Below are 20381 nucleotides of genomic sequence, written 5' to 3'. Positions count from 1 at the left end.
GCCGGTGGGCCGGTGGGCCGGTGGGCCGGTGCGGCGCCGTCGTGGATTGTCGCGCCCACGCGGCGGAGCCGCATATCGAATACAGCCCCGCGCCCCTGGGTGGGCTGCCTGGCCGTGGGCTGCCTTGTGCCGGTGGCTCGGGGGTAGGTAGGTGGTTGGCTGCGGCGCCGTCGTGGTTGCTCGCGCAGTTCCCCGCGCCCCTAGGTGGGCTGCCTGGCCGTGGGCTGCCTTGTGCCGGTGGCTCGGGGCTGTTGGGTGCGGCTCCGCGACCCCTAGGTGGGCTGTCTGGGCCTGGGATTACATGGGGGTCGGGGTTGACCAGGGGCCTGTGGCGAAATGGGGGCCGGTTTTCTGGATCTCCAGGGCTCCTGGGCCGGCGAAGTGGGACGGGATGAGGAGTTCTCGTTCGTCTGCGGCTCGGGTGAGGATGCGGTGGCGGGTCGTGGCCGCTTGGGCCGGGGTCTGGCAGGCGTTGGAGTTGCAGCAGGGGGCGAGGATCTGGATCGGGCTGTGCAGGATGTCGCCCACGAAGATCGCCCGGTCGGTGCCGGAGGCCAGGCGCAGCACGGCTGAGCCGGGGGTGTGGCCGGGGGCGGACTCCAGGGTGAGGTGGTCGTCGATGCGGTGCTCGCCGTCCCACAGCACGGCCTGCCCGGCCCGGTGGATCGGCGCGATGCTGTCCTCGTAGATCAGGCGGTCGACCTCACGCGCACCGTTCGCGTACCCGTTGTCCGGGCCGAAGTGGAAGTCGTCGGCGGCCGGGATCAGGTACTGGGCGTGGGGGAAGGTCGGCACCCACTGCCCACCCGCGTCGACGGTGTTCCAGCCGACGTGATCGACGTGGAGGTGCGTGTTGACGACGACGTCCACGTCCTGCGGGCGGACCCCGGCCCTCGCCAGGAGGTCGAGGAAGTCGCTCGGGGCTTGAGGGAACGTTCCCATGCCGGGACGTTCGCGCCCGTCGCCCACCCCGGTGTCGACCAGGACGGTCCGCCCGCCGCTGCGCAGCACCCAGCTCTGTAGGGCGACCACCACCCGATCGCCGTCCGGCTCCCAGTGGTCCGGCGCCAACCAGTCCGCGTTGTCCCTCCACACCTCGGCACCGGCCTCCGGGAACATGGTGGAGGTGGGCAGGAACGGCTCCTGCCACTCGATGACCCGGATGACCTCGACATCCCCCAGCATCATGTGCTGCACGCGCTCGTTCTCGTTCATCATGGGCTCGACCCTAAGAAGGCTCGGGTGAGCCTTCCAATGCGTATCGGGCTCAGAAAAATACGCGTCCGGCTCACAACTCATACGGGAGATATTGTCGACGTATGGATGTGGTGAGCGACGCGATCTCCGCCATGCACCTCGGGCACCCGCGATCCAACCGGTTGCGGATGGGCGGGAGCTGGTGCACGAGGCTGGACCCGTACGACGGCGCCGGATTCCACGTCGTGCTGAAGGGCCACTGCTGGCTGTGGACCGAGGGCGGCGACCCGGTGTCCCTCGGGGTGGGGGACGCGGTGCTGCTGCCGCACGGAACCGGTCATGTGATCGCCGACACCCCGCCCGGCGTGGCGGACCCGGCGCGGGAGCCGGTGCCGTTCGAGCGATGGTGCGCGGAGGCCGGGGCGGAGGTCCGTGGCGACCGGGAGGGCACGGAGATGCTCTGCGGCAAGTACTGGCTCGACGGCAGCCGCATGCATCCGCTGCTGGCCGAGCTGCCCGAGGTCGTCCACCTGCCCAGCCGCGTCGGCCGCCACCTGGAACTGCGCGCCGCGATCGACCTGCTCGCCGGCGAACTGGACGAGGTGCGGCCCGGCTCCTGCGTGGCGCTCCCGAACCTGCTCGACCTGCTCCTCGTCTACATGATCCGTTCCTGGATGACCGAGACCAGCAGCGGAGCCTGGCCCGGCGCGCTGGGCGACCCGGTGACGGCCGCCGCCCTGCGGGCCATGCACGCGGACCCGGCCGCGCCGTGGACCAACGACCGCCTGGCCGCGGAGGCGGGCGTCTCCCGGCCCACCCTGGCGCGCCGGTTCACCGCCCTGGTCGGCCGCCCTCCGATGGCGTACCTCGCGTGGTGGCGCGTGGTCCGCGCGGCCGGTCTGCTCCGCGACACCAAGGAGACCCTGGCCACCATCGCCACCCGCGTCGGCTACGGCAGCCCGTACGCCCTCTCCCACGCCTTCGAGCGAGAGTTCGGCACCACACCGGGCCGCTACCGAGCCCAGGCCACAGGCCGCCCAGCCTCCGTCCCCCCACCTCAACGGCCGCCAGGACAGGGCGACTTCGGCGACACGGCGGGGCGACGCCTGTCCGCCCTGCCACGTGCTGAGCGCTGAGTTCTCGACGGATCAGGCGGTGCTGCCGGGGCGAAGCGCGTGGGCGACCCCTTGCGGACTGCACGGCAACTGTTCCAGGAGGCGGCGCCACGGGTTATCCGCTTGAGACCTTCAGGCGCCCCGGAGCTGTAGAGACGTTCACCGGTAACGGCCTACTCGTACGCCCAGGCCCTGCCGGTCTGGCGGTACTCCTCCACGGGGATCGGTTCGATGCCGGTACGCATGCGGGCGGTGTACAGCAGGCCGTCGAGGTGGTCGATCTCGTGGTGGATGAGGCGGGCGAGGCCGCGTTCGTACACGGTGGTGACGGTCTCGCCGGTCAGGGACGTGGTCTCGACGGTGATCTTCAGGGGGCGGGGGACGAGGCCGCGGACGTCGAAGAAGCTCAGGCAGCCCTCGTACTGTTCGTCCAGTTCGTCGAAGCGGTCGGTGATCCGCGGGTTGAGCAGGATGACGGCGGGTGCGTCACCGGGCGGTTGGACAACGGCGGCGGCGCGGCCGATGCCGATCTGCGGGGCGGCGATGCCCATGCCCTTGGCGAAGGGGTGGACCTGGCCGATCCGTTCCATCGCGGCGAACAGTTCGTCGGTGATGCGCTCGGCCTCGTTGCGCTCGGCGGGCAGGGCGAAGGCGCGGGCCGGTTCGGCCAGGATGCCGGCGCCGTGCTGAACGACTCCGAGGTCGCGCATCTGCTCGCTGGGCCGCACGTCCATCACCTGAAGTCCCCTTGTTCCATGTTGTGTTCGGGCCGTGCCCGGAACCTCCATTCAAGACGGTACCGAGCGTGGAGTGCGGGTGTGGTCGTGATCCATGTGAATTGCCGGAGCTCACCGTCGTCGCTGCGGACGGGCGGGGTCCGCAGTGGGGAGGCCTCGGCTGTCATGGAGGTCTCAGTGCCCCATACGACAGGGTCGAGAGCGGCGGGAAAGGCAAGCTGGACTTCGAGCTGTTCGGTGGGCAGCCGTACGGCCCGCTGGAACCAGTTGCCCCATTTGTCGTCGCCGACGGTGTAGGCGTACTCGATCCACACGGACTCGCCGGGGTAGAGCGGGAAGCGGCCGTGGTCGTTGTCGAACAGCAGCCAGACTTCCTTGAAGGCGTCGCGGTCGTGCTTGGCCTGCCGACGCATCGCCTCGCCTCGGCAGGTGGCGGTGAGGTCGAGTTCGTCCCAGGTCAGCGGGTGGACCCGATAGTGCGCGTTGGACTGCTCGGGGTCGCCGGGATAGCGGTCGACGGAGATACGGATCAGGTAGCGGGTCACCGGTTCGTCGCCGGTGTTCCGCAGCAGCCGTCGCATGGTGAGCCGGTAGGCGCGGCCGTCGTACTGGAGGCGGGCGGCGTCGTGTTCGACGACGAGGGCGGACCCGGTGGCGTACGGCTGCTCGTGCCTGCGCTGGGCCGGAGGGGCCGCAGGTTGGCGCCGGGACCTCGTCCGGGGCCGGTTCATCAAGGAGATCGAGGCCGGGAACGACGTCGTCCTGGACCACGGCCTGTGGCGCCGCGCCGAGCGCGACGCCTGGCGGCGGGCCGCCCGCGAAGCGGGAGGCCTGCCCGTTGTGGTCTACCTGCCGACCGAGCGCGACGAACTGCTGCGGCGCCTGGCCGAGCGCAACGCACGCGAGGACGCCAACGCGCTGATGGTCACCCCCGAGGCCCTGGCCGACTTCTTCGCCCGCTTCGACGCCCCGGCCGATGACGAAGACGTGATCATCTATACCGGGAACCCGGACGTGCTGGTGACGGCACTGACCGAGGCTCGGGGCCGGTAGCGCCGACAAGGGGCGCGGGGTCGGATGCGCTATGCGGCTCCGCCGTGCGGGTGCGACCCGTTACGGCGGTGCCGGACCCGGAGTCCCCCGTGTGACGGCCTCAGCCCTTGAGGTGTGCGATCGACAACGTCGTTGTGGTGGGGGAGTTGGCCGGGAGCGGGGTGCTGTAGTCCGGGGTCGCTGCGGCGAAGGCCCAGGTGAGGGAGCCGTCGGGGAGGGTGGCGATGTCGCCGGCGATACGGGCGTTCACGACCTGGTCGGCAGAGACGGTCGTGCCGTTGGCGTCGATGACCTGGAGGTGGGTCCCGGTGAACTTGCCCGTGCAGGTGCCGTCCTTGCAGCTGGCGTCGGCGACGCTCTCCCAGGAGACCAGCAGATTCTTGCCGTAGGGCGTGACGTGGACGTTGACGTGGTCGGTGGCGGGGTCGTCGGTGAGCTGGACCGAACTGCCGGGAGTCGAGGCGTCCTTGAGGAGCGCGACCGTCACCTGGTGGGTCGCGGTCTTGGGCGTGACGGTCCAGCCGCGCCCGCTGCTGTCGTCGGGGTTCTTGACGGCGGAGGCGGCCCCGCGACTGGCGAAGGCGGTGGCGTAACCGCCGTTGGACGTCTTCACCAGGTCACCGGAGGAACCGGGGTACGCGCCCCCGCAGTACCCGGCCCAGCACTGCTCGCGCCCTACGACGGGCGCCTCGTTCGGGGCGCCGATGCCGGTGCTGACGAAGAGGCCGGAGCGCCAGTCGTCGAAGCACAGGGAGGCGAAGTCGCCGCTGGTGGAGGGGGCGAGGGCGATGCCCTCGTTGTGGCTGCACCCCCAGTTCCAGCCACCGGACTGGGTGGTTCCGGCGTCGTTGACGTAGGCGAGCTTGTCGCCGAAGTGGCCGTCGGCGAAGCCGCCCGCGCCGTGGACGACGAAGTAGGCGCCGTACTTGCTGCCGTTCCACTTCAGGGCGCCGTCCAGGACGGGCGCGGTGTCCTCGCTCGCGGTGCCGGTCAGCTTCTTGTTGAAGACGGCGGAGCCGTTCTTGTAGCGGATGAGGGCGGCGGCCGTCTCGTTCCACTTGTTGGTGTCCGGGACCCGGGTCAGCAGGGCGAAGCCGTCGTCGTGCGCGACGAGTCCGCTGACCTCCTTGGTCCCCGCGACGACGGTGTCGCTGCCCTGGCGCTCCAACGACGGTGACAGCGAGGTGACATGGACGCCGTCGGCGGCCGGCCAGGCCACCCGCACGGAACCGTCGGGCGCGGCCTGGGTGTCGACGCGGGTCCACTGGGCGGCGCCGTTGTAACCGGCCTCCTGGTAGCCGAACGCCGACGGCAACGTCACCTGGGAGACGGTGAGTTGACCCAGCGGGTCCGCGGCCGCCGCCGTGCGGGAGTAGCCGGCGGGGTCGACGGTCGCGGCGTGGGACTCGGACTGCGAGAGCAGCAGATACGGGCCCAGCATCGCCGGTATCCCGAGGGCCAGACCGGCCGTGGTCCAGCGCCTGCGGTGGCGGCCACGCGGTCGTCGACCGGCGCCGGGCGCCTGGTCCACCGCGCTCGAATCGGCCGTGGGGACAGGGGAGTTGACGTCACTCATGCGGTTGTTCTCCTTGCGCACTTCGGGGCTCGGAGGGGAGCGCCCTGAATCAGCCGATGAGTGGTCGCAGAGGAGGGAAAGGTTGCCGAACGGCGGTGATGTGACCCGATCCATCACCGGGTGGCCGTCGAGTACCGATCGTAGAGGGGCCCAACGGCCGTGCGCATACGGTTACTTGGCGGCCCGGGGTGGCTCAGGGCTGGAGCCGCCGATGCGTCCACCCGGCATCGGTATCGGCGTCGGCATCGACGATCGGCCGCTCGTAACGGAGCCTGCGATGAAGGCGATCGGGGCTGCCGTACCAGAACTCCACTGCGGTGGGCCGGAGTCGGTACCCGGTCCACTCGTCGGGACGCTGAACGACGGTGTCGGCGTCGTCGACCAGCGCGCGGGCGTCGGCGCGCAGGGCGGCCTCGTCGGTGAGCGGGCGGCTCTGGAGGGAGACGGCGGCGCTGGCGCGGGCGGTGCGGGGCCGGGTGGCGAAGAGGGCGTCGGACTCGTCGGCGCCGACCTGTTCCACGGGCCCGGCGACGGTGAGCTGCTGGAGGGTTTCACGCCAGTAGAAGGTGAGCGATCCCCAGGGGCGGACGGCGAGTTCGCGGCCCTTGCGACTGCCGGTGGAACTGGCGAAGAGCAGGCCCCATTCGTCGGCCTCCTTGATCAGCACCACCCGGGTCGACGGCAGCCCGTCGGCACCGGCGGTCGCCAGCACCGCCGCGAACGGCTCCCGCACCCCGCGCCGCACGGCACTTTCAAGCCACGCACGCAGCAACGCCAGCGGCTCGGCGGGCGGGTTGTCGAACTCGGGGAGTTCGAGGGTGGCGTCACCACTCAGGGTGTTCGGCAGCGAGGACATGGGCCGCGTTCTCCTTGCGAGTCGGTGAGGAGAGAAGAATAAAAGGAGTTGATGTGAAGGGCCTCTCACAAGGAACCATTGGCCCATGCACTCTTACGAACCAAGGAACACCCACTTCGACGACCCTCGGGCCGTGCCTGCGGGTACGCCTCGGGTCACGCCCTCCGACGAACCACACGCCACGCAACCTCCCCCAGACCCTCCACCGGACGACGGCTGGAACGTCACCCACGACGTCGAGGCCTTCCTCGACCGGACCGGAGACTTCCTGCACTCCCAACCCGCCCTGCACACCGTGCAGTTGACGGTGACGGAGCGGCTCCGCACGCGGGGGGCGGACACGTACGGTTCCGAAGTTCCCTTCCTCGGCTGGTTGGAGGAGGGGGACGACATCCACGCCACCTATCTGCGCACCCCGCCCCATCCCCTGGTCCTGAGCCCGCTCACCACGGCTCAGGCCGACACCCTCGCCGCCCGCCTCGCCGCCCTTGGTCACCAACTCCCGGGCGTCGACGCGGATCACGCCACCGCCACGGCGTTCGCCGAGGCGTGGCAACGGCACACAGGCGTGGCGTCGATGCTCCGTCGGCGCCACCGCCTGTACCGGCTGGGCACGTTGACGCCACCGTCACCGTGCCCAGCGGGCCGGGGCCGCCGGGTGGATGCCGCAGACCGTGGCCAACTCACCTCCTGGTACAGCGAGTTCATGAATGCCGTGGGAGAGGGCCCGGTCACGGACGCCGCTTCCCTGGCCGACCTGGGCATCAGCCGTGGGCTGGTCACGTTCTGGGAGACGCCGGAGGGAGCGGCCGTTTCCATGGCCGGGGTGACACCGCTGATCGCCGGGCAGATCCGGGTGACGACGGTCTACACCCCGGCTCACCTGCGTGGACGCGGTTACGCGGGCGCGGTGACGGCCGAGGTGAGCCGGGCGGCGCTGGCGGCGGGGGCACAGGAGGTCCTCCTCTTCGCGGACCTGTCCAACTCCACCAGCAACGGCCTCTATCAGCGCCTCGGCTACACCCCGGTCGAGGATTTCGCGGCGTACGACTTCGAGGCCGGGTGACGGGGCGGGGCTAACGGACTTGACGAACAAGCTTGACCAACAAGGGAGTTGGCGTCGCGGGCTGCGTCGTTCAGCTGCCGATGGGGCGCTGTTCGTCCTTCGGCAGGGCATCGTGGGCCGCGCGGTAGGCCTCGCGGAGGCGTTTGGCGTGGTGGCAGTCGATGCCCTTGAGGCGGCAGGCGCCCTTGCACCCGGCCGCGTGTACCAGCCACTCGCTGTAGATGCGGGCGCGGAGTTCCTGCGGAGTCTCGTCCGGTCGCGGCGGGACCGGGGCCGTCGGGCTCATCGGCAACTCCCTTGCCCACGAGGGTGGTTGGGCTTGAACCACGTGTCGCGAGGTGAGCGGGAGCGCCAGCAGGGCTCGTCGGCCAGCGGCAGCAGCATCCATCCCTCGGCCCGTGCCCGCCGCCCGCTCTTGCACCACCGGTTCCAGCGGGCGTAGTAGGGAGAGGGAAGCGGCGAGACGTACGGGTCCCGGGGGCGGGGAGAGTAGGGAAGCCCTTGAGGGTCCGGCCAAGTCGCCGCCGACGAAGTCGACTTGCGGCGACGGCCGAGTAACGCGCCCAGCCGGAGGCGGAGTTGGCGCAGGGGACGTTTCATCGGGGGTCGGCTCCTGTGGGGGTGTGGGCGGGGCGCTTGCGCCGGGGGACGCCCCAGTCGTCGAGGCGTTCGGCGGTCCAGACGGGGCTGACCTGGTACTCACGGGCGAGGGTGGTGACGGAGGTCCCGTCGAGATAACGGGCGGTGACGTCGGCGCGGTCGGCGGTGAACTGGGCCTGGGCGGCGCGGACTTCGGCGGTGGAACGACGCCGGGTGCGCCCCCGGAAGACGTGCCCGGCAGGCCGCCGCAGCGCGTGCGCCTCGTGCCGGTGCCGCCGAGGAACCCCCCACTCGACGAGCTGTTGCCCGAGCCAGTTGGGGGTGACGCCGTAGTCGTCGGCGATCCGGGCGATGGGTTCGCGGGCGTGGTACCGCTGGATGATGACCTCGCTGTCGGCGCGGGCGGCATCGCGGGCGGCGGTCTTCTCGGCCACGGTGGTGGGGCGGGGGCGTTGCATCAGAGGTCGGCTCCTGCGGGGTTGTGGTGGAGGGGACACCGGCGCCCAGGTGGAGGTGGGGGGCCCTGGGCGCCGGCGGAGGCTCGACCGGCGGCCGGGGGTGCGCGCCGGGAACCTCGTTCCTGCCGTGGGGTGTTGGGGGTGTCACCCGCGCGACAGGGTCTAACGGCAACGGGAGGCTCTCGAAGCCCTAGAAGATCCAGGGCCCCTACGGGTTCTGGGGGAACGGCGGTGAGGTGAGCGTCTTCTCGGCCCACACGGTCTTGCCGATGACCTCGCGGGTGACGCCCCAGGCGCTGGAGAGCGCGTCGACGATCGCGAGCCCCCGCCCCCGTTCCTCGTCCCGCTCGGCCTTGTGGAGGTGCGGCAACCGGTCGCTCTGCGTGTCCCGCACCTCGACGCGGAGCACCTCACCGGTCCTCGCAAGGGTGAGCCGCACCCGCCGCCCGGTGACGCCGGGGACACGGCCGTGGGTAACGGCGTTGCTCATCAACTCGTCGACGAGGAGGACGAGTTCGTCGGCGAGGTCGGCGGTGACGGTTGCTCCGCAGGTGGCGAGGAAGGTGCGACAGTCGGTGCGCGCACGGCTGACGGACCGCTTCGCGGTGGGATATTTGAAGCTGGCGAACGTTTCGGGCATGACTGACATCCCCTCGGAGGGCACGGCAGGGCGACAGGGCGGTTGGTGAGCGTCCGACTCCGGACGGTTGCGAACAAGGTTGTACCCTTGCGGTACCTGCGCACAACCTTGTACCAAAAATTCGCTCTTTCGAGTGGTGCCCGAGTTGTATGGTGTTTCCGCGCTCCGGCGGCTGCTATCGCTGGTCAGACCAGGAAAGGGGGGCCAACTCATGGCAACGCGCCGGTTGTTGCAGCCAACTGCCCGTCAGGTCCGACTGGGGTCGATCCTTCGAGGCCTGCGGGACGAGGGATCGCACGGCAGTCAGGCCGCCATCTGTAGTGAACTCGGCTGGCCAGAATCCAAGTTGAGCCGCGTCGAGTCGGGTCGCTTGGGAATCAGCGAGGCCGACTTGGAGCTGTTGCTCGACCGCTACGACGTCAAGGACAAGAGCCTGCGCGGCTACGTCGTCGACCTGCGCCGACGGGGCAACGTTCGCGGCTGGGAGACCGATGTTCGCTCGGTCGTGACCGCGCCGTACGCCGACTACATCGGTTACGAGGCAGATGCCGCAGAGACGTATAACGCTCAAACGACTCTGATCCCTGGCTTGTTGCAGACCCACGAGTATGCGGCAGCTGTATTTGACCAGCAGAGTCCCGGTACAACTGAGGAAGAGCGCCGAGAGCGACTCGCGATCCGGGACAAGCGGCGTGAGGTGTTCGACCGTGCCCGTCCGCTGATCTTCTGGGGCGTCATTTCGGAGTCTGTGTTTCGGCACGCGATCGGCGGCCCTGATGTGATGGCTGGTCAACTTGGGTACTTGCTGGATCTTTCCAGGGACTACCCGAACACGATCAACCTTCATGTGCTGCCAGAGGACGCGCCGTCCCATGCAGCCCTGTTCGGCCCGTACGTAATCCTCACGTTTCCCCAGCGCTGGGAGCCTGACATCGTCTACTTGGAAGGCTTCACAGGCACGAGGTTCCTGGAGACCACGGACCAAGTGCAGCAGTACAGCCGGTTGTTCAGGCGCCTGATGATGACGGACTCGCTTCGAGGCCCGGAGTCGTTGAAGGTGCTTGAGCGTTACTTCAATGATTACCGCAAGGATGGATAGGGATGTCGCAGCGAAAGATTATGGACTCTTCGGCGATAGACGTTTCTTGGCAGAAGTCTTCGGCCTCCGGCAAGGAGGGCGACTGCGTCGAACTCGCCCCCTACCGGGGCGCCGTAGCCATCCGCGACAGCAAGGCCCCGCACGGCCCGGCGATTCTCTACCCCCGCGCCAGCGTCGCCGCGCTGATCGCCGGTATCCAAGCGGGCGCGCTCGGCTGCTAGTTGGCTGAGAGGGAGGGGGGCGGGGAGAGGCGTTGCAGTCTCCCCGCCCCCCTCTCGCGCGGCTTCGGCTCTGGCGGTCGTTGTGGGCCGGGCGGGATCTTGAGGCCCCGAGTAGCCCATGGCAGGCTCACGCCGCATGATCGACGAATTCGCGAAGGACAACCTGCACGCGAGACTGCGGCGGGACCGCAAGGCGTTGCTCTGGAAACTCGACGGCCTCTCCGAATACGACGGCCGTCGACCTCTGACCGCGACCGGGACCAACCTCCTCGGCCTGGTCAAACACGTGGCCGGCGTCGAGGCCAGATACTTCGGCGAGGTCTTCGACCGCCCGTGCCCGGAACCGCTGCCCCGTTGGCAGGACCCCGACGGCAGCGATCTGTGGGCGGCTGAGAACGAGACGCGCGATCAGATCATCGCGTTCTACCGACGCGCGTCGGAACACTCGGACGCGACGATCGACGAGCTTGCCCTCGACGCCCCCGGCCACGTGCCGTGGTGGCCGGAGCCTTATACCCGCACGAACCTGTTCGCCGTCCTGGTCCACGTCCTCGGCGAGACCAACCGGCATGCCGGGCACGCCGACATCCTCCGCGAAGGCGTCGACGGCCGAACCGGGATGCGCCCCGAACACGAGACGCAGGTCGATGAGGAAGCCCGCGCCGCCTACCGCGCGAAGATCGAACGGGCCGCCAGATCGGCCGCGTCAGCCAAGCGATAGAAGGCTGTGCCACGTGACTGCCGTGTCGGGTACGCACCCGCACGACGGTCTCGCCCTCAAACCGCTCCTCCTCGGCATTCCCGCCCTCCGGTCCCACCGGGGGCCACAGCGGCGCCGGCCTGTCGGACTGGGGTGCCGGTAAGAACGCTGTCACCAGCCGCAAATGAAGGGGCGTCACGTCCGGCGACGTGCGGCGGGGTCACGCTCGGCGACATGACGGGCGACGGCGTCGACGCCGGGGCGGGCGTACCGCTCCAGGGAGCGGACGGAGGCGTGGCGGGAGCGGGCCAGCAGCATCGGCGTGGACGTGCCGTCCTCGGCGTCGTGTGTGAGGGCACTGTGGCGTAGCCGGTGGAGGGTCCAGCCGTCCAGATCCTCGATGTCTTCGGGGGAGGCGAGCGGGTTGGCTAGCAGCCGGGTGTTCTCTTCGAAGATCTCTTCGGCCCGGCGGTAGGAGAGCCGGGCCCGGCCGGTCTCCGGGCACACGTCGAGCGTCGGTGTCCCGGCCGGGGCCTTGCGGTCGGTGAGGAACAGCGGTCCGCGGGTGCGGCGGGCGATGAGGCGGGGCAGCAGTTGGGCGGTGCCGGACTGCCAGTGGATCCACTCCGTGGCCCCGCCCTTGGCGGTGATCTTCCCGCGTTTGTCCTGCGGGTACAGGTCTTCCACGTTCAGGCACAGCACCTCGTCGGCCCGTGCGGCCGACTCGTAGAGCATCTTCCAGAACGTCTTCTCCCGTAGGGCGACGTCCAGGCGCCACAGGGCGGCGATCTGGTTCTCGGCCAGGGCCTTGGTGCGGTCTGGCGGTGCCGGCCGCCGCTCGATGCCGATCGTCGGGTCGCCGTCGATCCAGCCCTGGCGCTGCCACCAGCCGATCGCCTTGCGCGCGATGGACAGCTCCCGGTTGACGGTGTCGGCGTCCATCTCGTCCGCCCGCGCCGCCGCCAACTCGGCCAGCACTTCCGGCAGCGCCGGATCGTCGATCGCGGCGACGGGGAAGACGGGCGGCTTCGCGCCCCGGCGGGCCGGGCCGGTCGGCGCCGCCTCACCGGCGAGCATCCACCCCCACGTCGTCAGCGAGATCCGGTAGATCCGCGCGGAGGATTTCGAGATGCCCGCACCGGTGAGGTACCGCTCGACCGCCGCGGTGTACGACGAGGGCGGAGCGGACAGCGGCACCACCCGGGCACGCGGCAAGCGAAGCGCGCCCCCAGTCCCGAGTTCGGTCACTGGTTCGATCGCCGCGCCTGTCCCGTCCTTCCAGCGCTACCGCAGTAAATGCGTACACCTCGCCTGCGGCGGCCGGAGGGTCTGCCGCAGTAAATCCGGCATTTACTGCGACAGCAACCCAATGCAAGGTCGAGATCAGGCCCGCGGAGAGCCGTTCCACGGCAATGGGCTTGTGGAATGCCATAAGGTCCCAGAAGGAACGTATCGTCGGCCCCCATCACTGGAACGTGATCCCCGAGTCGGCGCCGTGTCCGCCACGGGAGGCAGTGATCCGTGGCAAGGACGGGGCAGGGGGTACGGGCATCAGCGCCGGTGGAGACGACACGGGAGGAAGACCATGCACGCGAACGGCAGCGCAAGGAGCAATGAGGCGGAGAGCAGCCGGCCATCGGCCCGCACGCCTACCGGCCGCGCCGCGACGCCGCTTCCTGCGCTCTTAGCCCTCCAGGGCAGGGTCGGCAACACGGCAGTCGTCCAGATACTCCGCCGGGCCGGACACCCCTGGGCCCAGGACCGACACCGGCACAGCGCCGGCTGTGGTCACCAGCAGGCCGAGCAGCCCGTACAGCGCTCCACGGGCCGCCCCCTCAGCGACGCCGCCGCTCGGCCGGTCCAGCGAATGCTCCAGGGAGGACGCAGCACCGTGCACGGGCCGGGCGGCGAGCTGGACGGCTTGGACTCCGAGGGTAATTATTATCGGTTTGGTCATCAGCATGTGCGCGCGAAGGCGTTGCACGACGAAGCGCACAATCTGATCGGGATATCTTTCCCGACCAAACCGGAGGACACGAGCCAGGTCACGGAGTGGGCAAGGCAGCCCCACCGGACCTCGGACGTGGAGGTCTACAACGTAACTGTCAGCGGCGATATTCGAACACCGACTTTCAGTGTCGAGCCCCCCGAGCCTGCACCATGGCGTAGTAGCCGTCCCCTGTATGTCCATGCTCATGCGGCCTATGAATTTTTTGACGTGCCGGTGGCAGTGGACAGGTCGACTGTCATGAAAATAAAAGTCGACGGGGCCACGTTCGGCGAGATCTTACGAAGTCACCCGGGGTACCAGCAGGCCGCCAGCAACAGCTCGGGTACAAACCCAAATGGCCTGCTCATGGCCTGTATGTCCGGCCATCCGCGAGCCACCGCGGCCGCAGAGATGGCGCAGTACATGCACGATCAAGGCTCGGACCGGACGTGGTACGCACCGACCGGAATGGGCACCCGGATTTATCCTTTTCCGGACAGGCCGAACGCATCCGGCTACGGCTCGACGCAGACTGTGGACGAAAATGGCAACGCGATACCCGGGGGTTTCGTCAGTTACCCTCCCCCTCGGAGGTAGACGTTCGGTTCTCACCCATCTAACCCTCGGCGTATGCACCCATGCCTTACCCGTCCAATTATGCGAGTCATACACCCGACCCTTACCAGGCCCACGGCCTCGGCAAAGTTCCGAGTTGAAGGCTTCTGCCTGCTGAGATTTGATTCGTGAGGTTATGTCTGGTCAAACGTCAGCTTCGTTTCGGCGAGGAAGCCGTCGATCAGGCCGTCGGTGCCGCCGAGCAGCGGCTTGAGGTTGACCAAGCCCAGCCGCAAGTTCGCCCAGACGTCCTCCTGCGGGTTCAACTCGGGCGCCTAACCGGGCAGCTGGAACAGCGTCAGCCACTCGCGCTGGGTGGTCATCTTCCGCATGGCGGCTCTCGCGCATCCAGCAGGACATGCACAAGCGGCTCCAGCAGACTTGGCGGTTGGTCCAGTAGGCGAGTTCGACGCCAGACCGGTGGGCATAGCGGTCATCGTCCGGCAGACGCCACCATGCGGGCGAGGCCAGCGCGGTGGCCCAGGCGCGGACCTCCGGGGCAGCCAGGGGTACGGGCCACGGTTGTCGATCGTCCTCTCGGGGCCTCACCCCGCGCAGCTGTACGACCCCAGACTCACCCACACGGGTGACACCCGCGCAAGATCACCACCGTTTGCGGCTGGTGACAGCGTTCTTACCGGCACCCCGAACTCCGTACCGCTACCGCCGCCTGACCGTCCGATTCGAACGAGAGGCCCGCGCCTCCTCGGCCTGGCCGCCGCCCTGACCCGCTAGAAGAAGCTCTCCCCCTTCTCGGCGAGCCTGGTCGGAGTTCCGTCCGGGGCGAACGAGTGGTGGAACGTGAAGGCGTGCGGCGCGGAACCATGGCCGTGGAGGCGTTCCAGCCTGGATACCCCGTCCTGCCAGCTGGGTATCACGCCGTCGGAGACCCACCAGCACACGTAATTCGGGTGCCCTGTCCTCTCGAACCAGTCGTAACGCCTGTTCAGCGCCTGGCGGTGCGGACCGGTGTAGACGGCGTCGAAGGCGGGGTGCAGGTCGGTCCAGAGTGAGAGGGACGCGGCCAGGGCGGTGGTCTCCGCCGTACGGCCCTTGACGTACCAGGCCGGTGCGGCGAACTTCCCCCACGCACCCCAGTCCGCCTCGAAGAGTTCGCCCTGTTCACCCTCTGCCGCTTCAGCGTGCGCGAGATATCCGGGGTGCTGACCGATCTTCCGGTAGACGGCCTCGCCCAGGTCGTAGAACTCGCGAGTGAGAGGTGCGGGGTCGGCGAGAGGCGACTTCAGGACGCCGAATGTGTACAGAGCAAGCTGGGGCATGCGTCTCTCCCTGATGGAGGCTGCCTGGCGTGCGCCCGGTTCGGTGACTTACGCGGGCGGCGAGGAGGCGTGGGGCGCGACCGACCCATCCCGTCACGGGTGGCTCAGCCTGACGGAACTCCCGCGAAATCGTGGGCGATCGCTGAGGACCAGGTGAAGGTAGCTGCCTCTGCGGGCCATGTCGACGTTGCGTTTTCCTCGCCCAAGTGGCCTCCCGCACTGGTCATTTCAGGGCCGTCCACGGTGACGTGCGCTTCGGCCAGGTAGACGAGCCGACAGGCAGGGGCCTCCGAGGTGAGCCGGACGGAAGCCGTCGCCTTCGTGCCGCCTTTCAGAGCATCGCCGCGCGACCGATCAGGGTCCCGATGTGTCGAGAAAAGTCGGTGCGGGTCTGTTGTGTCCGCCGGTCCCGATACATGAGGCGGAGCGGGAATCCGGCAGAGGTCGCCCGGGGCGCGGGCATGTACCCGGCGAGAAGTCGGCCTCCGGCAAGGAGGGCGACTGCGTCGAACTCGCCCCCTACCAGGGTGCCGTAGCCATCCGCGACAGCAAGGCCCCGCACGGCCCGGCGATTCTCTACCCCCGTGCCAGCGTCGCCGCCCTGATCGCCGGTATCCAAGCGGGCGCGCTCGGCTGCTAGTTGATTGAGAGGGAGGGGGCGGGGAGAGGCGTTGCAGTCTCCCCGCCGCCTCCAACCCACCCTCCAACTCCGCCCTGCGGCCCGTTCCAGCCCGGACTGGTCGAGCTGATCAGGCTGGATGGCCACCGTTCACGTACTCCTCGAACGGCACCGACTCCGCGATGGCGATGCGCTGGTACTCGACGAACGGGGAAACGTCGCCCTCGAACACCTCGCGGTTGATCTGAGCGCCGTCCACCTCATAATTCATGAGGACCACCTCTGACCGGTCGAACATCCAGAAGTCCTGCACCCCCTCAAGAGGGTTCGGCCGATCGGTCACGTCGAGGATACGAATGTGGTCGCCCGCCTGGACGTGCACCGCGTAGTAGCGACTGAACTCGAACCGCAGATAGTCGGAGAGCGGTCGCGTCACGATGTGCACGCGGCCCTGGTGCTTGCCCTCGGTCCGCTGGCGCGCGACGCGCTCGCTGTACGCGGACGTCGTGTAGGGAGCCAGCGGCCGCCCCTCACGAAAGGCCGAGAACTCTTCGGCCTCCTGCGGTACCAGGTACTGCGGGAGAGTTTCGAGCCGCCATGCCTCACGAGTGATCTCCGCGAATCGGCGGCTCCAGTTCTCACCGTCCAGGAACACGTACGGCCTCCCTCAACGTCTCCTCCGGAATCTCCACGAGTCCTTCCCCCTCCGGGGCGCCGAACGCGTGGGACACGTCGCCCTGAACCACGAACGATCCCTTCGCCGTACGGTAGACGTTCGGGCAGTCATCCCCTCCGCACGTGCCGTTTCCATTGCCGGTGAGCCGGGTCAGTTCCTCACGAGCCAGGATTGAACCCCTTGTGCCCGGGGCCGGTTGCCCCTGACGATCACGACGGTACGGACGTGCCCGCCGGGCGTCCACGCGAGGACGCGACTATGCACGTTGTGGCATAAACCCGCACGCCCGGAGGCATACGGAGCACCGAGCCGCCCCTCACAGCACCCCCGCAGGTCGACCACGTTCAGGGCGGCACCGGCGAGGTATCGGGATGCCCGGCCCGCGGCGAAGAGGTCGCGTCGATCAAGGGCACGGCCGTGCCACCCCCAACTCCGCTGCCAGCAGTTCCCGTTGCCCACCCGCTCACGCTCGCCCAACGGCCCAACGGCCCAACGGCCCAACGGCCCAACGGCCCAACGGCCCAACGGCCCAAGCGGGACTTGGACAGGGCCATCGGCCACCACGTCACCCTCGGCCACTGCCAGGGCGACGGCCCCGGCAGCATGACGATCTGCTACTCCTGACCCCGGTGGACAGGTGACGTTCTCACCGCAGGCCGGGCACCCGGCGCAGCTCCGTGACCTTCAGGAGCCGGGCGAGGACGAGGTACCCCACGGCTGTCGTGAGCGTCCCTGCCGCGAGGGCGACAGCCGTGGGCACCGTTCCGCCTTCTGGATCGGCGCACGCGCGCGCCACGGCCCAGCCCAGCCCCGCCGCCGGGCCCGCCGCGCAGAACAGCTTGACGTAGGTGCGGCGCAGGCCACCGTCGTCGAGGCGAACCCCGAGCCTTCGGCGCAGCAGGTACGCGGTGAGGGCGAGGCCGGCCACGTAGGAGAGGGTGTAGGCCCCGGCCATGCCCACCACCGCCCAGCGAGCGGGCAGCACCAGATGACAGGCGGTGGCCAGGGCGACGTTCACCCCCGCGATCCACGCCGCCATGAAGAACGGGGTGCGCGTGTCCTCGAACGCGTAGAAACCGCGCAGCAGCAAGTACTGGGCGGAGAACGGCACCAGCCCGAGCCCGAAGGCCTGGAGCATCTGCCCCAGCGGGCGGGCCGAGGCCGCGTCGGCCGCCCCGTGGGCGAACAGCAACGACGAGATCTGCGGGCCCAGGGCGAGGAAGAGGAACGCGGCGGGCACGATGACCACCCCGCTGATCCGCAGCGCCCGGGACAGATCCGCGCGCAGATCCTGGACGCGCCCCTCGGCGACGGACCGGCTCATCCGGGGCAGCAGCGCCGTCACCAGGGACACGGTCACGATCGACTGCGGCAGCATCCAGATGGTCTGCGCGTAGGTGTAGGCCGAGTAGCCCGCACCGGCCCGCGGCAACTCCTGGTCGGCGGCGTTGGCGTAGTTCGTGACAACGGTCAGGGCGACCTGGTTGGCCAGGACGAACAGCAGCGTCCACTTCGCCGCGTGCACGCTCCGCCCCAGCCCCGTACCCCGCCAGTCGAACCGCGGCCGGAACCGGAAACCCGCCGCCCGCGCGAACGGCACCAACGCCAGCGCCTGGACGACGATCCCGGCCGTCGACCCGATCCCCAGCAGCCGCACCTGGCCGGCGGTGATGTCCTCGACCCGGTCGGGCACCACCATCAGCCCCAGGTAGGCGGCGAACATGCCGACCAGCACGACGTTGTTCAGCACCGGCGTCCACATCATCGCGCCGAACTTCTCGCGGGCGTTGAGGACTTGGCCGTAGATGCTGAACAGTCCGTAGAAGAAGATCTGCGGCAACAGGAACCGCGCGAACGTCACCGTCAGCTCGAACGCGTCGTGACTGCCCGGGGTGTCCCGCATGTACAGGCCCACGATCTGCGGCGCCGCCCAGACCGCCAGCGCCGTCCCCACGCCCAGCACGGACACCACGAGCGTGACCAACCGCTGCTCATAGGCCCGCCCACCGTCGGGCTCCGTCGCCCTGGCCCGCACCAACTGCGGTACCAGAACGGCGTTGAGCGCGCCGCCGATCAGCAGGGTGTACAGGCTCGTCGGCACCGTGTTCGCGGTGTTGTACGTACTGGCCAGCAAGCCCGTGCCCAGCGCCGCGGCCTGGAGCACCTGGCGGATGAGCCCCGTCGCCCGTGACACCACCGTGCCGACCGCCATCAGCAAGGACGAACGAGCCAGCCCGCCCTTGTCGTTGTTCCGCCGGGCGCTGTGCCGCCCGCTCGCCTGCTGCTCCTGCGGCATGGTCCGCGCCGCCGAGTCCGCCCCCTCAACCATGCCCGCCAACCTACGCCTTCACGGTTCCCCGACCCCAACTGCCCACAGAGTCGGCAGACTTCGAGGAACCGAGGAGGCCCGTGTCACCAGAACACGGGCCTCCCCTTTTCGCGCGCATTCCAGGCTTTGAGGATGCGTCAGTACTTGATGACCCACATCATCTTCGGGGAATAGCTCTTCCCGTGGTTGATCAGAATGCGGCTGCCGCACAGGACCTGGCCGTTGACCACCTTGAAGTAGCCGCAGTGCGCTGCCCCGATGGTGGTCTTGGCCTTGTTCTGGAGGCTGGAGTAGAAGAGTTGCGGGGCGTCGTGGTAACTGCGCCCGTACACCGGCTTGTTCCGACCGGCCTCTCCCAGGCAGTAGTCACCGCCGATGGAGACGTAGTTGCACAACTTCGCGGAGTCGTTGGCCCACCACTGCCACTTCGTCTTCCGGCACTTCTCCTGCGTGATCTTCTTGTTGGTGCCGTTCCACTCCAGACACTTTCCCGTGTCCTTGCTGACGATGTAGAAGAATCCCGTCCCGGCGGCCTGCGCGGGCGCGGCCGGTGTGAGAACCGAGAAGCCGAGAACGAGAGCCGCTATCGCCAGCAGCATTTTCTTTACGTGTTTCATGAACTGTTTCCCCCGAGCTCATGTCGATCGTGCACGTGTCCGGCGATCCTCGCCGCGCCGAGGAGCCGAGGCAAAGAGACTTGAGCAACAATTGAGGCTCCCCATCCACCACATACCTTTTCCTTACCGAACCCCCCTCCGAGCCACCTTCCGGCCCCCTTCAGCGCCCTTCAGCTCCGCCCCGCGTCAACTCCCCTTCCTGGACACGGCCGTTGAGGAAACCCCGGGTGGCCGCGAGGCACTGGCGGAGCCGGACGTCGACCGGTCGGCGCCGCTCGATGCGATCCAGGCTCCCGTCGGCGCATCCGACGGCGAACCGGCGCAGCGGGCAGCCGCAGGACCCGGTGTGACCAGGGCCGTTCCGCTCAGTTGGGGAGCGGCGCCAGGGCTCGGCGGATGACGTCGGCGGGGGCCGCCGCGATGACGTCGTCCAGCGCGTTCATGGAGGACTGGAGGTCGTCGATGGCCTGCGCGATGCGGACGCGCTCCCGGTGGAGGTCGGCGACCAGGTCCGCGCAGGTGGGCACGAGGCGGTCGCCGGTGTCCCGCAGACACGGCAGCACCGTGGTGATCGTCGCCGTGCTCAGCCCCGCCGCCAGCAGACTGCGGATACGGCGGACGACGGCCACGTCCTCGTCGACGTACTCCCGATAACCGCTCGGCCGCCGCTCCGGGTGCAGCAGCCCCTGCTCCTCGTAGTAGCGCAGCAGATGCACGCCCACGCCGGTCCGCCGCGCCAACTCACCGATCCGCACGGGACCTCCCTGGTCCGCTCGGGCTTGACTCTCACATCAATATGAGACTTTAGCGTCTGCGGCATGAAGAGGAACGAGGGCTGCGCGACGCTCGCCGCCCCAAAACCGCCGAGTACCTGGCCGCCGGACTCCTCCCGCAGATCCCGGTGCTGCTTTCTCCCGCCTTTCGATTGAGTTGTTCT

At 69.0% G+C, this 20381-nt stretch carries 24 protein-coding genes; 7 read left to right on the top strand and 17 right to left on the bottom strand.

The genetic code is table 11. From position 1 onward, the window contains the following. Nucleotides 1–297: 297 nt before the first annotated feature. Nucleotides 298–1218, bottom strand: a complete 921-nt coding sequence (locus ACIQOU_RS30880; protein ID WP_401541960.1) for an MBL fold metallo-hydrolase — start codon at nt 1216–1218, stop codon at nt 298–300. 101 nt (nt 1219–1319) lie between these two features. Between ACIQOU_RS30880 and ACIQOU_RS30875 the strand changes: the two genes are divergently transcribed. After that, the gene (locus ACIQOU_RS30875; protein WP_401541957.1) at nt 1320–2333 is read left to right on the top strand and encodes a cupin domain-containing protein; all 1014 of its coding nucleotides are present in this window, start codon (nt 1320–1322) and stop codon (nt 2331–2333) included. A gap of 152 nt (nt 2334–2485) precedes the next feature. Here ACIQOU_RS30875 and ACIQOU_RS30870 read toward each other — a convergent pair whose 3' ends face one another. Next, nucleotides 2486–3046 carry a peptide deformylase gene (locus ACIQOU_RS30870; protein WP_401541954.1) on the bottom strand — a complete coding sequence of 187 codons (561 nt, stop codon included), beginning with the start codon at nt 3044–3046 and terminating at the stop codon, nt 2486–2488. Then, entirely contained in the window at nt 3046–3630 is a 585-nt protein-coding gene (locus ACIQOU_RS30865; RefSeq protein ID WP_401541952.1) for a hypothetical protein, read from the bottom strand. The genes ACIQOU_RS30870 and ACIQOU_RS30865 overlap by 1 nt, the downstream gene beginning before the upstream one ends. Before the next feature lie 70 nt (nt 3631–3700). Here ACIQOU_RS30865 and ACIQOU_RS30860 point away from each other — a divergent pair, with 70 nt between their 5' ends. After that, nucleotides 3701–4102, top strand: a complete 402-nt coding sequence (locus ACIQOU_RS30860) for an AAA family ATPase (protein ID WP_401541949.1) — start codon at nt 3701–3703, stop codon at nt 4100–4102. A 100-nt stretch (nt 4103–4202) separates the two neighbouring features. On the opposite strand, the gene ACIQOU_RS30855 is transcribed toward ACIQOU_RS30860, so the two are convergent. Beyond that, entirely contained in the window at nt 4203–5678 is a 1476-nt protein-coding gene (locus ACIQOU_RS30855; protein WP_401541946.1) for a hypothetical protein, read from the bottom strand. A 193-nt stretch (nt 5679–5871) separates the two neighbouring features. Continuing rightward, complete coding sequence (phzG, locus tag ACIQOU_RS30850; RefSeq protein ID WP_401541944.1) at nt 5872–6534, bottom strand: phenazine biosynthesis FMN-dependent oxidase PhzG; 663 nt, start codon at nt 6532–6534, stop codon at nt 5872–5874. A gap of 85 nt (nt 6535–6619) precedes the next feature. On the opposite strand from phzG, the gene ACIQOU_RS30845 reads away from it, so the two are divergent. After that, the gene (locus ACIQOU_RS30845; protein WP_401541942.1) at nt 6620–7600 is read left to right on the top strand and encodes a GNAT family N-acetyltransferase; all 981 of its coding nucleotides are present in this window, start codon (nt 6620–6622) and stop codon (nt 7598–7600) included. A 70-nt stretch (nt 7601–7670) separates the two neighbouring features. Here the strand turns inward: ACIQOU_RS30845 and ACIQOU_RS30840 are convergent, their stop codons facing one another. The 3 genes from ACIQOU_RS30840 to ACIQOU_RS30830 all read right to left on the bottom strand — a co-directional run bounded on the left by ACIQOU_RS30840 (nt 7671) and on the right by ACIQOU_RS30830 (nt 9298). Next, entirely contained in the window at nt 7671–7886 is a 216-nt protein-coding gene (locus tag ACIQOU_RS30840; protein WP_401541939.1) for a hypothetical protein, read from the bottom strand. A 310-nt stretch (nt 7887–8196) separates the two neighbouring features. Continuing rightward, nucleotides 8197–8658 carry a hypothetical protein gene (locus ACIQOU_RS30835; RefSeq protein WP_401541936.1) on the bottom strand — a complete coding sequence of 154 codons (462 nt, stop codon included), beginning with the start codon at nt 8656–8658 and terminating at the stop codon, nt 8197–8199. A 208-nt stretch (nt 8659–8866) separates the two neighbouring features. Continuing rightward, complete coding sequence (locus tag ACIQOU_RS30830) at nt 8867–9298, bottom strand: ATP-binding protein (protein ID WP_401541934.1); 432 nt, start codon at nt 9296–9298, stop codon at nt 8867–8869. A 211-nt stretch (nt 9299–9509) separates the two neighbouring features. Here ACIQOU_RS30830 and ACIQOU_RS30825 point away from each other — a divergent pair, with 211 nt between their 5' ends. From ACIQOU_RS30825 to ACIQOU_RS30815, 3 genes are all read left to right on the top strand, one after another. Beyond that, the gene (locus ACIQOU_RS30825) at nt 9510–10397 is read left to right on the top strand and encodes a helix-turn-helix domain-containing protein (protein ID WP_401541931.1); all 888 of its coding nucleotides are present in this window, start codon (nt 9510–9512) and stop codon (nt 10395–10397) included. A 2-nt stretch (nt 10398–10399) separates the two neighbouring features. Beyond that, complete coding sequence (locus tag ACIQOU_RS30820; protein ID WP_401541928.1) at nt 10400–10618, top strand: DUF397 domain-containing protein; 219 nt, start codon at nt 10400–10402, stop codon at nt 10616–10618. Between the two features lie 136 nt (nt 10619–10754). Beyond that, nucleotides 10755–11339, top strand: coding sequence for a DinB family protein (locus tag ACIQOU_RS30815; protein ID WP_401541926.1), 585 nt, complete (start codon nt 10755–10757; stop codon nt 11337–11339). A 174-nt stretch (nt 11340–11513) separates the two neighbouring features. Here the strand turns inward: ACIQOU_RS30815 and ACIQOU_RS30810 are convergent, their stop codons facing one another. The 4 genes from ACIQOU_RS30810 to ACIQOU_RS30795 form a co-directional block, all read right to left on the bottom strand. Continuing rightward, nucleotides 11514–12533, bottom strand: coding sequence for a tyrosine-type recombinase/integrase (locus ACIQOU_RS30810; protein WP_401541923.1), 1020 nt, complete (start codon nt 12531–12533; stop codon nt 11514–11516). Nucleotides 12534–13002: 469 nt separating this feature from the next. Next, nucleotides 13003–13314 (bottom strand): hypothetical protein, encoded by a 312-nt coding sequence (locus ACIQOU_RS30805; protein WP_401541920.1) that lies wholly within the window; start codon nt 13312–13314, stop codon nt 13003–13005. 743 nt (nt 13315–14057) lie between these two features. Then, nucleotides 14058–14189 (bottom strand): hypothetical protein, encoded by a 132-nt coding sequence (locus ACIQOU_RS30800; protein ID WP_401541918.1) that lies wholly within the window; start codon nt 14187–14189, stop codon nt 14058–14060. Between the two features lie 465 nt (nt 14190–14654). Further along, nucleotides 14655–15203 (bottom strand): DUF3291 domain-containing protein, encoded by a 549-nt coding sequence (locus tag ACIQOU_RS30795; protein WP_401541915.1) that lies wholly within the window; start codon nt 15201–15203, stop codon nt 14655–14657. Between the two features lie 367 nt (nt 15204–15570). On the opposite strand from ACIQOU_RS30795, the gene ACIQOU_RS30790 reads away from it, so the two are divergent. Next, nucleotides 15571–15843 (top strand): DUF397 domain-containing protein, encoded by a 273-nt coding sequence (locus tag ACIQOU_RS30790; RefSeq protein ID WP_401541914.1) that lies wholly within the window; start codon nt 15571–15573, stop codon nt 15841–15843. 109 nt (nt 15844–15952) lie between these two features. Here ACIQOU_RS30790 and ACIQOU_RS30785 read toward each other — a convergent pair whose 3' ends face one another. The 5 genes from ACIQOU_RS30785 to ACIQOU_RS30765 form a co-directional block, all read right to left on the bottom strand. Next, nucleotides 15953–16477, bottom strand: coding sequence for a DUF6879 family protein (locus tag ACIQOU_RS30785; RefSeq protein WP_401541912.1), 525 nt, complete (start codon nt 16475–16477; stop codon nt 15953–15955). After that, the gene (locus ACIQOU_RS30780; protein ID WP_401542199.1) at nt 16461–16667 is read right to left on the bottom strand and encodes a hypothetical protein; all 207 of its coding nucleotides are present in this window, start codon (nt 16665–16667) and stop codon (nt 16461–16463) included. The genes ACIQOU_RS30785 and ACIQOU_RS30780 overlap by 17 nt, the downstream gene beginning before the upstream one ends. 477 nt (nt 16668–17144) lie before the next feature. Beyond that, nucleotides 17145–18827 carry a murein biosynthesis integral membrane protein MurJ gene (gene murJ, locus ACIQOU_RS30775; RefSeq protein WP_401541911.1) on the bottom strand — a complete coding sequence of 561 codons (1683 nt, stop codon included), beginning with the start codon at nt 18825–18827 and terminating at the stop codon, nt 17145–17147. 137 nt (nt 18828–18964) lie between these two features. Continuing rightward, entirely contained in the window at nt 18965–19444 is a 480-nt protein-coding gene (locus tag ACIQOU_RS30770; protein WP_401541909.1) for an RICIN domain-containing protein, read from the bottom strand. A gap of 365 nt (nt 19445–19809) precedes the next feature. Then, the gene (locus tag ACIQOU_RS30765) at nt 19810–20199 is read right to left on the bottom strand and encodes a MerR family transcriptional regulator (protein WP_401541908.1); all 390 of its coding nucleotides are present in this window, start codon (nt 20197–20199) and stop codon (nt 19810–19812) included. Between the last annotated feature and the right edge of the window lie 182 nt (nt 20200–20381).

This window comes from Streptomyces sp. NPDC091279, from assembly GCF_044757465.1.
Taxonomy (GTDB): Bacteria; Actinomycetota; Actinomycetes; order Streptomycetales; family Streptomycetaceae; genus Streptomyces.
This window is presented reverse-complemented; position numbering and strand designations above follow the sequence as displayed.

Excerpts from the sequence above, each read along its gene's own strand:
- ACIQOU_RS30880 (WP_401541960.1), bottom strand. The coding sequence starts at position 1,218 with ATGATGAACGAGAACGAGCGCGTGCAGCACATGATGCTGGGGGATGTC.
- ACIQOU_RS30875 (WP_401541957.1), top strand. The coding sequence starts at position 1,320 with ATGGATGTGGTGAGCGACGCGATCTCCGCCATGCACCTCGGGCACCCG.
- ACIQOU_RS30870 (WP_401541954.1), bottom strand. The coding sequence starts at position 3,046 with ATGGACGTGCGGCCCAGCGAGCAGATGCGCGACCTCGGAGTCGTTCAG.
- ACIQOU_RS30865 (WP_401541952.1), bottom strand. The coding sequence starts at position 3,630 with ATGCGACGGCTGCTGCGGAACACCGGCGACGAACCGGTGACCCGCTAC.
- ACIQOU_RS30855 (WP_401541946.1), bottom strand. The coding sequence starts at position 5,678 with ATGAGTGACGTCAACTCCCCTGTCCCCACGGCCGATTCGAGCGCGGTG.
- phzG (WP_401541944.1), bottom strand. The coding sequence starts at position 6,534 with ATGTCCTCGCTGCCGAACACCCTGAGTGGTGACGCCACCCTCGAACTC.
- ACIQOU_RS30845 (WP_401541942.1), top strand. The coding sequence starts at position 6,620 with ATGCACTCTTACGAACCAAGGAACACCCACTTCGACGACCCTCGGGCC.
- ACIQOU_RS30840 (WP_401541939.1), bottom strand. The coding sequence starts at position 7,886 with ATGAGCCCGACGGCCCCGGTCCCGCCGCGACCGGACGAGACTCCGCAG.
- ACIQOU_RS30835 (WP_401541936.1), bottom strand. The coding sequence starts at position 8,658 with ATGCAACGCCCCCGCCCCACCACCGTGGCCGAGAAGACCGCCGCCCGC.
- ACIQOU_RS30830 (WP_401541934.1), bottom strand. The coding sequence starts at position 9,298 with ATGCCCGAAACGTTCGCCAGCTTCAAATATCCCACCGCGAAGCGGTCC.
- ACIQOU_RS30825 (WP_401541931.1), top strand. The coding sequence starts at position 9,510 with ATGGCAACGCGCCGGTTGTTGCAGCCAACTGCCCGTCAGGTCCGACTG.
- ACIQOU_RS30820 (WP_401541928.1), top strand. The coding sequence starts at position 10,400 with ATGTCGCAGCGAAAGATTATGGACTCTTCGGCGATAGACGTTTCTTGG.
- ACIQOU_RS30815 (WP_401541926.1), top strand. The coding sequence starts at position 10,755 with ATGATCGACGAATTCGCGAAGGACAACCTGCACGCGAGACTGCGGCGG.
- ACIQOU_RS30795 (WP_401541915.1), bottom strand. The coding sequence starts at position 15,203 with ATGCCCCAGCTTGCTCTGTACACATTCGGCGTCCTGAAGTCGCCTCTC.
- murJ (WP_401541911.1), bottom strand. The coding sequence starts at position 18,827 with ATGGTTGAGGGGGCGGACTCGGCGGCGCGGACCATGCCGCAGGAGCAG.
- ACIQOU_RS30770 (WP_401541909.1), bottom strand. The coding sequence starts at position 19,444 with ATGAAACACGTAAAGAAAATGCTGCTGGCGATAGCGGCTCTCGTTCTC.